This is a genomic window from Pseudomonas cerasi, assembly GCF_027983475.1.
Classification (GTDB): domain Bacteria; phylum Pseudomonadota; class Gammaproteobacteria; order Pseudomonadales; family Pseudomonadaceae; genus Aquipseudomonas; species Aquipseudomonas cerasi.
Map to the genome: position 1 here is coordinate 540,041 of NZ_JAQJVM010000003.1, position 14,732 is coordinate 554,772.

The following is a 14,732-nucleotide window of genomic DNA, read 5'->3' on the forward strand; positions in this document are numbered from 1 at the left end:
TAATGGCCAAAAAGCCCGGTGACGCGACATTTATCAAAGACCCGCTCTGGTACAAGGATGCGGTGATTTATCAGGTTCACGTGAAATCGTTCTTTGATTCCAACAACGACGGAATCGGCGATTTCGCGGGCTTGATCGAAAAGCTCGACTACATTGCCGCGCTGGGCGTCAACACCATCTGGTTGTTGCCGTTTTATCCGTCGCCGCGCCGGGACGATGGCTACGACATTTCCGAATACCGCGATGTGCACAGCGACTACGGCACCATGGCCGACGCCAAGCGTTTCATCGCCCAGGCACACAAGCGCGGCCTGCGAGTGATCAGCGAGCTGGTCATCAACCACACGTCCGATCAGCATCCATGGTTTCAGAAAGCCCGCAATGCCAAGCCCGGCTCCAAGGCGCGGGATTTCTATGTGTGGTCGGACACTGATCAGAAGTACGACGGCACGCGGATCATTTTTCTCGATACCGAGACGTCCAACTGGACCTGGGACCCGGTTGCCGGCCAGTACTTCTGGCACCGTTTCTACTCGCATCAGCCGGACCTGAACTTCGACAACCCGCACGTGCTGGATGCGGTACTGGAAGTCATGCGCTTCTGGCTGGATCTGGGCATTGACGGCTTGCGTCTGGATGCCATTCCGTACCTCATCGAACGGGACGGCACCAACAACGAGAACCTGCCGGAAACCCATCAGGTGCTCAAGCGCATCCGTGCCGAGATCGACGCTAATTATCCTGACCGCATGCTGCTGGCCGAGGCCAACCAATGGCCGGAAGACACCCAACTGTATTTTGGCGACAGCAAAGGCCCGGATGGCGATGAATGCCACATGGCTTTTCACTTTCCGTTGATGCCGCGCATGTACATGGCGCTGGCTCAGGAAGATCGTTTTCCGATCACCGATATCCTGCGGCAGACGCCGGAGATTCCGGAAAACTGCCAGTGGGCGATTTTCCTGCGCAACCACGATGAACTGACCCTGGAAATGGTCACCGATCGTGAGCGTGATTATCTGTGGAATTACTACGCCGCCGACCGCCGTGCACGGATCAACCTGGGCATCCGTCGGCGCCTCGCGCCGTTGGTGGATCGCGACCGCCGTCGGGTCGAGTTGCTCAACAGCATGTTGTTGTCGATGCCCGGCACACCGACGCTGTATTACGGCGACGAGATCGGCATGGGCGATAACATCTACCTGGGCGACCGGGACGGTGTGCGCACGCCCATGCAATGGTCCATCGACCGCAACGGCGGCTTTTCGCGCGCCGACCCGGCCAGTCTGGTGTTGCCACCGATCATGGACCCGATGTACGGATTCCAGTCGGTCAACGTCGAAATCCAGGAACGTGATCCGCATTCTCTGCTGAACTGGAACCGGCGCATGCTCGCCGTGCGTAAACAGCAGAAGGCATTCGGGCGTGGCACGTTGAAAATGCTCTCGCCGTCGAACCGCCGCATTCTTGCCTATACCCGCGAATACACAGCGCCTGACGGACACAGTGAAGTTGTGCTGTGTGTCGCCAACGTTTCCAGCGCTGCCCAGGCTGCAGAGCTTGAGCTGTCTGCCTATGCAGGCACGGTGCCGGTGGAAATGCTCGGCGGCAGCGCATTCCCGCCTATCGGCCAGTTAAGCTACCTGCTGACGCTGCCGCCGTACGGCTTTTACTGGTTTTTACTGGCTTCGGAGAATCAAATGCCCAGTTGGCACGTTGAACCCGCGCAGAGCATGCCGGACTTCCCGACCCTGGTGCTCAAGAAGCGTCTGGAAGAGTTGCTCGAAGAGCCACTGCGCAGCACCATGGAAAACACCTCGCTGGCGGTTTACCTGCCCAAACGACGCTGGTTCGCGGGCAAGGACAAGGCGATCGAGCAGGTCAGCATTGCCTACGCCGTGCGCTTCGGCGACGAAGCGAATCCGGTATTGCTCAGTGAAATAGAAGTCACCGCAGGCGGGCAGACCGATCGCTATCAATTGCCGTTCGGCTTGCTGGCCGAAGACGACATCAGCAGTGCATTGCCGCAGCAGCTGGCGCTCGCCCGAGTACGTCGCAACCGCGATGTCGGGTTGATCACGGATGCATTCACTCTGGAAACCTTCATCCGTGCCGTGATTCAGGGCATGCAGTCGGATACCGTCATACCCTGTGCCGACGGCGAGTTGCGTTTTGAGCAAAGCTCGCAGCTGGCGCCCCTCGGCCTGAACGCCGAGTCGGAAGTGCGCTACCTGTCTGCCGAGCAATCGAACAGTTCAGTGGTGGTGGGCAGCAGCCTGGTGCTCAAGCTGATTCGCAAAGTCAGTGCCGGGACGCACCCCGAGCTGGAAATGGGCGCATTCCTGACTCATGCCGGCTTCAAGAACATTTCACCGCTGCTGGGTTCTCTGGTACGCGTCGGCAAGCACGGTCAGCCCAACCTGCTGATGATCGCCCAAGGCTACCTGAGCAATCAGGGCGATGCGTGGGAATGGACCCAGAACAATCTCGAGCGTGCGGTACGCGACGAGCTGGCACATGGTGTTTCCGGCCAGGAACAGCACTACAACGCGTTGCTCGAACTCGCGGACTTCTCGCGCAGTCTCGGCCAGCGCCTGGGTGAGATGCATCAGATTCTGGCATCGCCCACTGACAATGCCGACTTTGCCGTTGAGGTCACCAGCGGCCAGGACAGCAAGGCCTCGGGTGCCAGCGTCAACGCTCAGCTCGAGCGCGCCTTGCAGTTGCTGGAGCAGCGCATGGGCGAGCTGGAGCAGGACGATCAGCAACTGGTCAAAGACTTGCTCGCGCAGCGCAAGCAGATCCGTCAGCGCGTCGAAGGCCTGGCCAAGCGCTCGGCCGGTGGCCTGCGCATACGTGTGCATGGCGATCTGCATCTGGGGCAGGTACTGGTGGTCAAGGGCGATGCCTACCTGATCGATTTCGAGGGCGAGCCGGCCCGCGCACTCGAAGAGCGCCGTGCCAAGCACAGCCCGTTCAAGGATGTCAGCGGTGTCCTGCGCTCCTTCGACTACGCTGCGGCGATGGCTGTACGCAGTGCGCAGAGCGTAGACACGTCTCCCGAGGCTGCCGGCGCGCGCAAACGTGTTGCCGATACCTACCTGGCGCAGGCGCGAGAAACCTTCATCGAAGGTTATCGCTCGGCGACCACCGGCATTGCCCATGCCTGGAAAGATGCGAAAGGGGAGGACGCTGCACTCGAGCTGTTCACCCTTGAAAAAGCTGCTTATGAAGTGATCTACGAAGCCGAGAACCGTCCAGCGTGGCTGGCCGTTCCCTTGCAAGGCTTGCGTGGACTGCTGCAACCGTCTGATGGAGAGTCAATATGAATGCGCCTGACAAAACCGGCACGCGCCGCCGCGCGATTCCCGCTGCTGTGGACCTCGACGCGCTGATCCGTGCTGAACATCGTGATCCGTTCTCTGTCCTCGGCCCGCATGGCGATGGCGGCAGCGGGCAGTTCGTTCGCGCCTATCTGCCCGCAGCCTTGAGTGTGCGCTTGCTGGCCAGAGATGACGGTCGTGAACTGGGCGAGATGGAAATGAGCGAAGTGCCGGGGTTTTTCGTCGGCCACCTTGAGCACCCGCAGCCTTACTTGCTGAAAATCAACTGGGCCGGTGGTGAACAGATCACCGAAGACCCTTACAGTTTTGGCCCGCTGCTGGGCGAGATGGACCTTTACCTGTTTGCCGAGGGTAATCATCGCGACCTGAGCAGCTGTCTGGGCGCACAAGTCACCCGCGTCGATGGCGTGGACGGTGTGCGTTTTGCGGTCTGGGCGCCCAATGCGCGTCGTGTATCTGTCGTTGGCAGCTTCAATAGTTGGGATGGCCGTCGCCATCCGATGCGCATGCGCCACCCGACCGGCGTATGGGAGATTTTCGTCCCGCGTCTGCAGCCAGGTGAGCTCTACAAGTACGAGATTCTCGGTGCTCACGGTATTCTGCCGCTGAAAAGCGACCCGATGGCCCTGGCCACCACGTTGCCGCCTGACACCTCCTCGAAGATCTCTGCGCCGCTGCAATTCGAGTGGAATGACCAGGAGTGGCTGCAATCAAGGGCAGGCCGTCACCAAGTGACTGCACCCTTGTCGATCTACGAGTTGCACGCAGGCTCCTGGCAGATGGAGCAGGTCGACGACAATAAATGGCGGCAGTACAACTGGCGTGAACTGGCTGATCGCCTGATTCCTTACGTCAAGGAGCTTGGCTTCACGCACATCGAGCTGATGCCGATCATGGAGCACCCGTTCGGTGGTTCGTGGGGCTATCAGTTGCTGGCCCAGTTCGCGCCAACTGCCCGCTACGGTTCGCCGGAAGATTTCGCCTTCTTCGTCGATGCCTGCCACCGGGCTGAGATCGGCGTCATTCTCGACTGGGTTCCCGCGCATTTTCCGACCGATACCCATGGTCTGGCGCAGTTCGACGGTACTTGCCTGTATGAGTACGCGGACCCCAAGGAAGGCTTCCATCAGGACTGGAACACCCTGATCTACAACCTGGGGCGCACTGAGGTTCACGGCTTCATGCTGGCCTCGGCATTGCACTGGCTCAAGCATTACCACATCGACGGTCTGCGCGTGGATGCAGTGGCGTCGATGCTGTACCGCGACTATTCGCGTAATGCGGGCGAATGGGTGCCGAATCGCTTCGGCGGCCGCGAAAATCTCGAGGCCATCGACTTCCTGCGTCATTTGAACGACGTGGTTGCGCTGGAAGCCCCCGGGACCATGGTGATTGCCGAAGAGTCGACGGCGTGGCCGGGCGTCAGCGAGCCGACCCAGCAGGGTGGGCTTGGCTTCAATTACAAGTGGAACATGGGCTGGATGCATGACTCGCTGCAGTACATGGAAGAGGACCCGATCAACCGCGGGCATCACCATGGCAAGCTGAGCTTCAGCCTGGTGTATGCGTGGTCCGAGCGTTTTGTACTGCCTATTTCCCACGACGAAGTGGTGCACGGCAAACATTCGCTGATCGACAAGATGCCGGGTGACCGCTGGCAGAAATTCGCCAACCTGCGCGCGTATCTGTCTTTCATGTGGACGCATCCCGGCAAGAAGCTGCTGTTCATGGGCTGCGAATTCGGCCAATGGCGCGAGTGGAACCACGACAGGGAGCTGGACTGGTATTTGATGCAATACGCCGAGCACGTGGGCGTGAAGAATCTGGTCGGCGATCTGAACCGCCTCTATCGAGACGAAAAGGCGCTGCACGAGCGCGATGCAGACCCTGCCGGCTTCCAGTGGCTGGTTGGCGATGACAGTGCCAACAGCGTGTTTGCCTACCTGCGCTGGAGCAACGAGGGTGAACCGCTGCTGGTGGTCGCCAACATGACCCCGGTGCCGCGCCTGGACTACCGTCTCGGCGCGCCGATGCGAGGTGCCTGGACGGAGCTGTTGAACAGTGATGCGGAAACCTACGCAGGCTCCAACTTTGGCAATGGTGGCGAGGTCATGACTGAAGCCGAGCCGGCGCATGGGATGGAAGATTCGCTGGTGCTGAATCTGCCACCACTTGCGGTGTTGATCCTCAAACCGAAGAAAGACTGACCAAGGCGCGTCCCCGCGTTGATGGTCGCGTTACCACACCAGCCTGAACCCTAGGCTGGTGTTCACTCCCTCCGCTCCACGCTCGTTCAGATCGCCAAGGTAATCAGCGCTCCAGTGCAGACTGGCGTTGCTGCTCAATGTCGCTATCATCCCTGCGCCAATACTGCCCGTCGTTGATCGATGCGCGGTTTTTATCTGCTCTGCGTGATCGAAGGTCAGCGTGTCATGGCCGTCTTTGGTGTGCCAAAGGTTGGCCCGCAGATAAGGCTCTATCGGTACGCTGCTCAATTGATAGCGTCCCTTGAAACGCACGCCGATGCGCCCTGTGGTGTAGGCCTGACTGTCGAACCCGAGATGGGCAATGCCGTCATCCTGATCCTGCAGGTCTACGCGCTGGTAGATGATCTGTAACTGCGGCTCGGCAACCCAGCGCTGTGAAAGCGGCAGCGGATAACCTGTCTCGACAGACAGGCTCATGACGTGGCCTTCAGTGTCGACACCGATGCCCCTGACAGAGCGGCTGCGGCCATCCAGGCGTGTGTCCATCGCTACTGCGTCGACGTATCCGCCACTCGGTGTGGTCAGCGTCCAGTACGCGCCCAGGCTTTCTCCCTGCAGTTTCAGACGCCCTGTTTCGTAGTCGCTGAAACCGTCTGCAAACCCCTTCACCTTGCCGTCCAGACGGTTATGCGCGACGAACAGGCCGACGCGCTGAGTCTGTCCGCTGTCCTGTTGCCAGGCATACAGGTCATGGCCAATCTGATAACCCTTGAATGAAGCGTCCAGGCCAGGCCTCACGTCTCCGGACCAGCGTTGCTTGAAATCACTGCCGAACACGCGTGCCCAGCCTGCCGACGTCGCGCCGTTTTGTGTCAGCAGGGCTTGATCACCCTGACGCTCATGAAAGGTGCTCAGTGAACTCAGCGCGAGTACCGCAGCAGTTGGCGCCAGGACGGAGTAATTGGCGACCTCGGGTCGGTACAGCGCGATGGGCGCGGCTCCACGAACGGGTTCAGGTAGTGGCGGGGTTCCAATGGCAGGCACCGGCAGTGTGGCTGCTGGCAGGACAGGGGGTGGGCTGTTCGGCTCAGGCTCAGGGTTTGCAGGTACAGGTTGTGGCGTGGGTGCAGGTTCGGGAGCAGGTTCAGGCTGCGGTGTAGGTGTTGGCTCGGGAACAGGAACAGGTGTTGGCAGTGGCGTTGGCTGTGCCGGTTCTGGGGTGGGCTCGACAGGCGCTGACGTTGGCGGAGCAATCACCGCAGAGCGCAGGAACCAGCTGTTCTCCGAGCCGGCAGTGGCGCCGCCCTTGAACAGGTAATACTGATAAGCGCCTGCAGACAGCGGATTTTGCAACGAAAAGGCGCCGCTATCGCTGGTTGCACCGTTGATGGTTTGTACCACTTCAATGCCGTTGCCACGGGTCAGGGCGCCCAGCCCACCCGAGTTGCTGACGATCATGCGCGTAAACCCACTGATACGACCCTGTGCAACCACCAGTCGGTCGCTGGCGGATGCATCATCGCCCAGTGCCGAGAGCAACAGCAGCCGTCCGTTCTGGCCGGTGTAATTGCCGGTCACCGTCAATGTGCCAGTGAGCGAACGGCCTGCATCGCTGACGTCCAGCGTTCCCGCATTCTCCAGTAACGCAAGGAATCCGGCGCTGAAGGGGAGAATACTGCCCGAAGTCGAGATCAATGTGCTGGTGGAATCGATGTTCAGAACGCCGGTGTTACTCACGTTGTCACCAAGGACCAGCTTGCCAGCCAGATTCAACTGCGAGCTGTTGCTCACATTGATCGTTTCCCAGTTGGCATAACGACCCGGCTGCGACGATACAGTGTTATCGAAGGTCAACACGTCGTTGCCCGGGCCGCCGTCGAGCAGCGGGTTGGCGCTCAGGTAGTATTCGCTCAGGTTGTACAGGCGTGCCGTATCGTTGCCGTCGGCCATCAACACGTTACTGCGTGCGTAACCGCCGTTCAGCCAGTTGAAATTGTCATTGCCAACGCTGGTGCGAGCTTCGCCGCGAATCTCGCCGCCGCTGAGGGTTATCTGGTCATCGCCGCCACTGACGCTGACGTTGCCGCCAACAATGCCGCCCGACAAGGTGATCGTGTCCCGGCCAAAGCCGGTGACCAGGTTGTTGATGATGGTGCCACCGGACATCTCGAATACATTGTTGTCCAGCTTCATGTCCACGCGACCGATGCTGCCACCGGTCATCACCGCCACGTCACCATCCTCGAACGCGCGGGTGATGGTGCCGCCCGTCATCAGAAAGGTATCCCGCCCATCCCCCTGGGCCAGAGCGCTCAGCGTGCCGCCGCTCATGACAAAATCGTCGGGATCATCGCCCTGGTTCAGATCGCCGCTGACCTCACCTGTGGAGAGTGTGAAACGGTCGATTCCGGCCGCTTGGGTGACGTTGCCCAGAATGCGCCCCGACTGCATGTCCACGCTGTCCATTCCTGGACCGAACAGGATATTGCCGGACACGGTGCCCGTTCCGCCGGCCGGAAATATCAGCACGTGGTCACCGCTCAGCGCGCTAAACGGCCCGCTGCTGCCGCTGTCGCAGACCTGAACGCCTGCCGATGCCAGGGAGGAAAGGCTGCAGGCACCTTCGGCCCAGGAAGGGATGGTTGCCAGTATCACTACCGGTAGCACGTTGCAGGTCTGGTAAAGGTGGACACAAAGGATTTTCATGACAGCACTCCCGTCCAGGCTGGCAGCAGGGAGGCGGAGGCAATCGAGAGGGATCGAGGTGCCTGACTGCTACGCAAAGCGGCGTCACGCCAAGGCGGCTGACAATCGCTTTGCAAGCCTGTTTCGAGGCTCGCAGTATCAAGTCAAGAAGTCGTTGCTGAATGCGTCAAGAAGTTGACCGACCGATGGCGGACTTTAAGCTTTATCTACTAACTATTGGAACTACAACCGAAAAGCTTATGCGGTAAAGCCACTGTCTAGGGCGATTTACTCAAGTCGAGCGGTGCGCCGCGACAACCAGATTGTCAGGGCCAGCGCGCAAACCGATAGCAGGGCAGCGTAAAAAAATATCCAGTCATAACCCTGGCCCAAGGCAATTGCGCCCATCACCGGACCTGCGATTGCCAATGCCAGGTCAAAGAACACCGCGTAGGCGCTCAGGCCTGCGCCGCGGCTAGGGGTGGGTACGCGCTTGATGGCTTCTACGCCGAGCGCCGGGTAGACCAGCGACAGCCCCACGCCGGTCAATCCGGCCCCTGCAAGGGCAACGCCGCTGCTCGACGAAAGCCAGAGCATCAACAGCCCGCAGATTTCTACCGCCATGCACACAATGGCCGCGTTGTAGCCGCCCAGCCGGTTGATGGCACCGATGAACAGCAGGCGGGCGAGGATAAAGCACACACCAAACATGCTCAGGCAATAGGCCGCGCCTTCCCAGCCACGATTCAGATAGAACAGGGTGATGAAGGTGGTCAGCGTGCCATAGCCGATCGACGATAGCGTCAGGCCCAGACCATAGGGTGCGATCCGGCCGAATACCGACCAGTAGGGCAGGCGCTCACCGACAATAATGGGCACCGAAGGCTTGTCGCGAATCAGCCTCAGCGCCAGACCTGCCATCACCATCAGGGCAATACCCAGGCTGTTGAAACCAATGCTATCGATGACCACTACGCCCAGCGGTGCACCGATGGCAATCGCCCCATAGGACGCGATACCGTTCCACGAGATTGAGCGGGCAGTGTGCTCCGGGCCTACCTTGCCGATGCACCAACTGATGGTGCCGACCCCGATAAGCCCTTGAGAGACGCCGAGGAACAGCCGCGCGACGATGAGAATTGACAGGCTCAGCGTGGCAAACTCGTGCAGCAGTGTGGCCAGCAAGGTCATGCTGCCACTGATGACGATGCCCCAGAGCCCGAATACGATGGAGCGCTTGCTGCCCAGCGTATCTGTCGCACGACCGGCGAAAGGCCGGCTGAGCAGGGTGGCGAGGTACTGCGAGGCGATGGTCAGACCGGCAATCAGCGGGCTGAAACCGAGCTGGTCATGAACATAGCCGGGCAACACCGCAATAGGCAGGCCGATGCACAGGAAGGCGATGAACGTATAAAAGACGATAGAGACGATCTGCAGCGTAATCGTCATGGAACCGGGTTGTGCGGCAGGCATTGGACTCTTCGCTGGCAGGCGGTGGGAGTGCCCCATCATGGCGTGCGTCGTGGATAAATGAAAGCAGGCTAACGGTATTATGCGGCTGCTTATCAGACAGTTGCCGTTGTGAGGAGATGCTCATAGGATGACTGATCACATCACAATAATAAAAAGGTTTGTCATGAAAAATATTCTGTTGCTGGCCGCTGCGGTTGGTTGTTCATTCGGCCTGAGCGCCCAGGCAGCCACCTTCGCCTACATTTCCAGCCCCATCGATGGGCTGATCTCTCAATACCGTCTCGATGAGCAGAGCGGGGCGCTCAGCCTGGTCGAGCAGACCAAGGCAGGTGATCAGGTCAATCCGATGGCAATCGCGCCGGATGGCAAAGCGTTATTCGCCGCGCTGCGCGCCAAACCCTATCAGGTGCTGAGTTTCAGCATCGAGCCTGGCACCGGGCACCTCAAACCCCTCAGTCAGGCGCCGCTGGCCGAGAGTCTGGCCTACCTGTCTACCGATCGCAGCGGACGCTTCCTGTTTGGTGCGTCCTATGGCGCCGACTTGCTCAGCGTCCAGCCCATCGATGCGCAGCACCGCCCGAGCGACAGCATTCAGACTTACAAGACCGGCATGCACGCGCATTCGGTGCGCACCGATCCGAGCAACCGGTTTGTGTACGCCGGTAACCTGGGCGTCGATCGTGTGCTGCAATACCGCCTGGAGCCCAAGGACGGCAAGCTTGTGCCCATCGGCGAGGGCTACGTCGTCGTTCCCGACAACACCGGCCCACGCCACCTGACCTTTTCGTCCGATGGCAAGTTTCTGTATGTCGTCGGTGAAATGAGTGGCACCGTCACGGCCTTCGCGATCAATCAGAAAACCGGTGCGTTGAAGCAGACCAGTCAGGCAGACGGTATTCCCAAACGCTTGAACCTGGCACCGGGGCAGGCCCGTGATGCGCGCAACAACGATCTCAAGGATGACCCGACGCCGCGCATCTGGGCTGCGGATATTCGCCTCGCGCCGAACGGCAAATGGCTGTTCATCAGCGAGCGCACCAGCAGCAGCGTGTCGGTGTTCAACGTTGATCCCACCAGCGGCAAAGTGACGTTCGTTGAAAATTATCCCGTTCAGGAAAAGCAGCCGCGCAACATCGCGGTGTCGCCCAATGGACGTTGGTTGCTGGTGAGTGGCGAGAAAAGCGACAAGGTCGGCAGTTACGCCATCGACGAGAAGGGTGCCTTGCAACGGGTCGGCGAAGCGCCTTCGGGCAAGGGTGCGCTGTGGATTGAAATGCTCAGCCAGCCGAGCGAATAAGCGCTCTGAAACCAAAAAGCCCTGTCACAAGACAGGGCTTTTTGCTATTGCAGGCTGACAGGCTTAGAACGAAACGCCCTGGCTGCGCAGGTAGTCGTCATAGGTGCCGCTGAAATCGACCACGCCGCTTGGGCTGAGTTCGATGATGCGGGTAGCCAGCGAGGACACGAACTCGCGGTCGTGACTGACGAAAATCAGTGTGCCTGGATAGTTTTCCAGCGCCAGGTTCAGCGACTCGATGGATTCCATGTCCAGGTGGTTGGTCGGTTCGTCCATCACCAGCACGTTGGGCTTTTGCAGGATCAGTTTGCCGAACAGCATGCGGCCCTGTTCACCACCGGAAATCACCTTCACCGACTTGAGGATCTCGTCGTTGGAGAACAGCATGCGGCCCAGGGTGCCACGTACCAGTTGCTCGCCGCCCTGGGTCCACTGACCCATCCAGTCGAACAGGGTGGAGTCATCCTCGAAATCGTGAGCATGATCCTGAGCGTAATAGCCGATTTCCGCCGCATCGGTCCACTTGACCGTGCCGGCATCCGCTTGCAGCTCGTTGACCAGCGTGCGCAGCAGGGTGGTCTTGCCGATGCCGTTCGGGCCGATGATGGCCACGCGTTCGCCGGCTTCGACCTGGAAGCTGAAGTCCTTGAACAGGGTCTTGCCGTCGAAGCCTTTGGCCATGCGATCGACGATGACCGCCTGGCGGTGCAGCTTCTTGGTCTGTTCGAAACGAATGAACGGGCTGACACGGCTGGAGGGCTTGACCTCGGCCAGCTGGATCTTGTCGATCGCCTTGGCCCGGGAGGTGGCCTGCTTGGCTTTCGAGGCGTTGGCCGAGAAGCGGCTGACGAACGATTGAAGTTCGGAAATCTGCGCTTTCTTCTTGGCGTTGTCGGACAGCAACTGCTCGCGGGACTGGGTCGCCACGGTCATGTACTCGTCATAGTTGCCCGGGAACAGACGCAGCTCACCGTAATCCAGGTCGGCCATGTGCGTGCACACGCTGTTCAGGAAGTGACGGTCGTGGGAGATGATGATCATCAGGCTGTTACGCTGGGTCAGGATGTTTTCCAGCCAGCGAATGGTGTTGATGTCCAGGTGGTTGGTCGGTTCGTCGAGCAGCAGTACTTCCGGATCGGAGAACAGTGCCTGAGCGAGCAGAACGCGCAGCTTCCAGCCCGGCGATACTTCGCTCATCGGACCATTGTGCTGTTCGATGCCGATACCCAGACCCAACAGTAGTTCACCGGCGCGGGACTCGGCGGTGTAACCGTCCATTTCCGCAAACTCGGTTTCCAGCTCGGCAACGGCCATGCCGTCATCTTCACTCATTTCCGGCAGAGAATAGATGCGGTCGCGCTCGGCCTTGACCTTCCAGAGCTCTTCGTGACCCATGATCACGGTGTCGAGCACCGTGAACTCTTCATAGGCGAACTGATCCTGGCGCAGCTTACCCAGACGCACGTTCGGCTCCAGCATCACCTGCCCACCCGAAGGCTCGAGGTCGCCACCGAGGATTTTCATGAACGTGGACTTGCCGCAGCCGTTCGCGCCAATCAGGCCGTAACGGTTACCGGCGCCAAACTTGACCGAGACATTCTCGAACAAGGGTTTGGGGCCGAACTGCATGGTGATGTTAGCTGTGGAGATCAATTACTTTACCTATCAATAACGTGGGCAATAACCGGGGGAGCGCTGGCGTCAGGGGTGTGGTGTTCAGGACCCCACCCAAGCTGTTCAGTCCGCTCCGTCCGAGCATGAGCTGACCCAACGGGCATACGTCTACCGCAACGGCAGCCTGCCACGACTGCGTTGCCGGGATATGAATGTGGGGGTTCACGCCAGACATTGGCGCGCATTGTCGCATAGGTCGGGCGGCAGTGACATGGTGGACGGCCGAGGATTGCCGAGTTTAACGGTTCGGGGCAGGGCTGGCGCCCGTTTCAGCACCCTTCGCTGCGGACAACTGCGGATGCCTCAAGATAAACAGGTGCATTGCAGGCGGCGCTCTCTATAGTGGCGAAGTACTATCCTTGAAGTGCGCAACTGACTTTATGGCGAACTTCATCAAGGCTCAACTTGGGAATGACCTCATGCGGTACTCGCGAGCTCTCGGAAACATTGAATACCTGGAAGTCGCTCCCGACGACTTGTTTCGACATCAGCTCCAGCGAGGGAAGAATTCTTGATTCGTAATGCTGATCCAGACCGCAGGGTGAGCAATTGTCGCTGGATGATTCATAGAACCGGCCCACGGACTGATTCATGTCGAAACCGACCAGAAAGACGTCGTCGAAACCAAGGTGATAGGACAGTTGCAGCGCCAGATACATGACCGTTCGGGCGTCGAAAAAACCAAGTTCCAGATTCTTGCTGAAGCCGATATCCCGGCTTCTGCTACTCCATAACGAAAGTTTTCTGACCAGTGCATTTTCCCGGGAGCACAGCGCTGCAACCGTCGACAATCTGGGCGATTTCTTCAGTGCATAAGCGCGTCCGGAAGGTCTGGGAATGTCGCCGCGAAACTGATCTTCCCAAAGGCCTACATTCTCGCTGGAGCGCATTGCAGCGGCGAACAGCTCAGGCTGCTGGTTGGGGAAATCCCTGTCGGAGCAGACGTAGAACAACGGTTTTATGTTCGTGCCTGCGAACATCGAGAACGCACCGTTCATGGTGATCATGGGGATGTGCGAGAACTCTTTGATCGGGAAATCCTTTGCTGACTTCCCAGAGCCAATCAGGAAGACCGGCCCTTTTTTAGTGCCCCTGCATGTACTGAAATCAAGCACGCGCGTCGGTTCAGGCATGTGCTCGTCAACAGCATTGCGCAGGTAGCGCGTCGAATTAATTGATTGACTAGTCATGACTACCCTGTAGGCACTAGTGGCAAATTAGTTGGGACATATTGCGCAGGATGTTATTGGCTGGTGGCCAGTAATTCAACATCAAAGGGTCTAAAAAGAGTATCACACTGGAAACAACTGGCTACATAGCACGGGCGCCAATTCACGAAACGCGTTATTCACTAGACGGTTTTCGGATGTAAGGTCAGGTCGATGATATTGATTTAATATTGATTAGCCACTACTTGATGGCGGCTGTATCGGCTTCTGTTTCTGGCAAAATATTCTGTACTTTAGATGCGCAGCGAGAAGATCGAAATATGTATCAGGACGATACATTTGCAGAGGGTAAGTTGGACGAAGTCGGCCACAAAAGGTTTTTTCTGCAAGGCCCGGTGATCACCGGGCCCGCCATTTCTGGTGCGTGTTGACGGTTAGTCGGATTTCCTTTCCTGCTTTTTCCTCCTGAACCAGCTTCCCAGCGCATGGAAAGGGTGAATGAACATCGCAATCGCTCCGAGCAGAAAGACGATGGAGACAAGGATCAGACCCAGCCCTTCGTGTGCAAACATAGTGATTGACTCCTGTTGTCACTTTGTCGGTCCGTTGAAGACTAGTCGCTGAAACGTTTCACCTCATGAAGAAATGTTAAGGAACTTTCCCGCAATGGCTTCAAGAGAGGACCCGGCGCCATGCAGACGTACGCACGATCCGGGCGCAGATGCCCGGTTTCCTTCCGCCGAACCAGTCCGGTCGCGCGCTGACTTTGCCAGGATGACGCGCTGAAGCTACACGCGATATTTATCTGAAACCGGGTTCGACAGGCATCCTGCTGCTCTTCGAAGGACCCGCACCGCGTGACGTTTGCACCGCCCATCACCCG

The 14,732-nt window shown here is 58.8% G+C and carries 8 protein-coding genes; 3 read left to right on the forward strand and 5 right to left on the reverse strand.

The genetic code is table 11. From position 1 onward, the window contains the following. Nucleotides 1-2: 2 nt before the first annotated feature. Together treS and glgB are read left to right on the forward strand one after the other, a co-directional pair. Complete coding sequence (gene treS, locus PI739_RS18620; protein WP_271352090.1) at nucleotides 3-3,329, forward strand: maltose alpha-D-glucosyltransferase; 3,327 nt, start codon at nucleotides 3-5, stop codon at nucleotides 3,327-3,329. Further along, a complete protein-coding gene (gene glgB / locus PI739_RS18625) occupies nucleotides 3,326-5,551 on the forward strand; it encodes a 1,4-alpha-glucan branching protein GlgB (RefSeq protein ID WP_271352091.1) in 2,226 nt (741 codons plus the stop codon). Before treS ends, glgB begins: the two co-directional genes overlap by 4 nt. A gap of 30 nt (nucleotides 5,552-5,581) precedes the next feature. On the opposite strand, the gene PI739_RS18630 is transcribed toward glgB, so the two are convergent. Then, nucleotides 5,582-8,257 carry an autotransporter family protein gene (locus PI739_RS18630; protein WP_271352092.1) on the reverse strand — a complete coding sequence of 892 codons (2,676 nt, stop codon included), beginning with the start codon at nucleotides 8,255-8,257 and terminating at the stop codon, nucleotides 5,582-5,584. A 267-nt stretch (nucleotides 8,258-8,524) separates the two neighbouring features. Then, nucleotides 8,525-9,709: an MFS transporter gene (locus PI739_RS18635; protein ID WP_044308186.1), complete on the reverse strand. Its 1,185-nt coding sequence runs from the start codon at nucleotides 9,707-9,709 to the stop codon at nucleotides 8,525-8,527. A gap of 163 nt (nucleotides 9,710-9,872) precedes the next feature. Here PI739_RS18635 and PI739_RS18640 point away from each other — a divergent pair, with 163 nt between their 5' ends. Further along, nucleotides 9,873-11,006, forward strand: a complete 1,134-nt coding sequence (locus PI739_RS18640) for a lactonase family protein (RefSeq protein WP_054081462.1) — start codon at nucleotides 9,873-9,875, stop codon at nucleotides 11,004-11,006. Nucleotides 11,007-11,069: 63 nt separating this feature from the next. Here PI739_RS18640 and PI739_RS18645 read toward each other — a convergent pair whose 3' ends face one another. The 3 genes from PI739_RS18645 to PI739_RS18655 all read right to left on the reverse strand — a co-directional run bounded on the left by PI739_RS18645 (nucleotide 11,070) and on the right by PI739_RS18655 (nucleotide 14,421). Further along, a complete protein-coding gene (locus PI739_RS18645; protein ID WP_003434092.1) occupies nucleotides 11,070-12,659 on the reverse strand; it encodes an ABC-F family ATPase in 1,590 nt (529 codons plus the stop codon). A gap of 374 nt (nucleotides 12,660-13,033) precedes the next feature. Then, on the reverse strand, nucleotides 13,034-13,870 hold the full coding sequence (locus PI739_RS18650; RefSeq protein ID WP_044308183.1) for a WaaZ-like lipopolysaccharide core biosynthesis protein: 837 nt from the start codon (nucleotides 13,868-13,870) through the stop codon (nucleotides 13,034-13,036). 413 nt (nucleotides 13,871-14,283) lie between these two features. Further along, nucleotides 14,284-14,421 carry a hypothetical protein gene (locus PI739_RS18655; protein WP_003369471.1) on the reverse strand — a complete coding sequence of 46 codons (138 nt, stop codon included), beginning with the start codon at nucleotides 14,419-14,421 and terminating at the stop codon, nucleotides 14,284-14,286. Nucleotides 14,422-14,732: the final 311 nt, after the last annotated feature.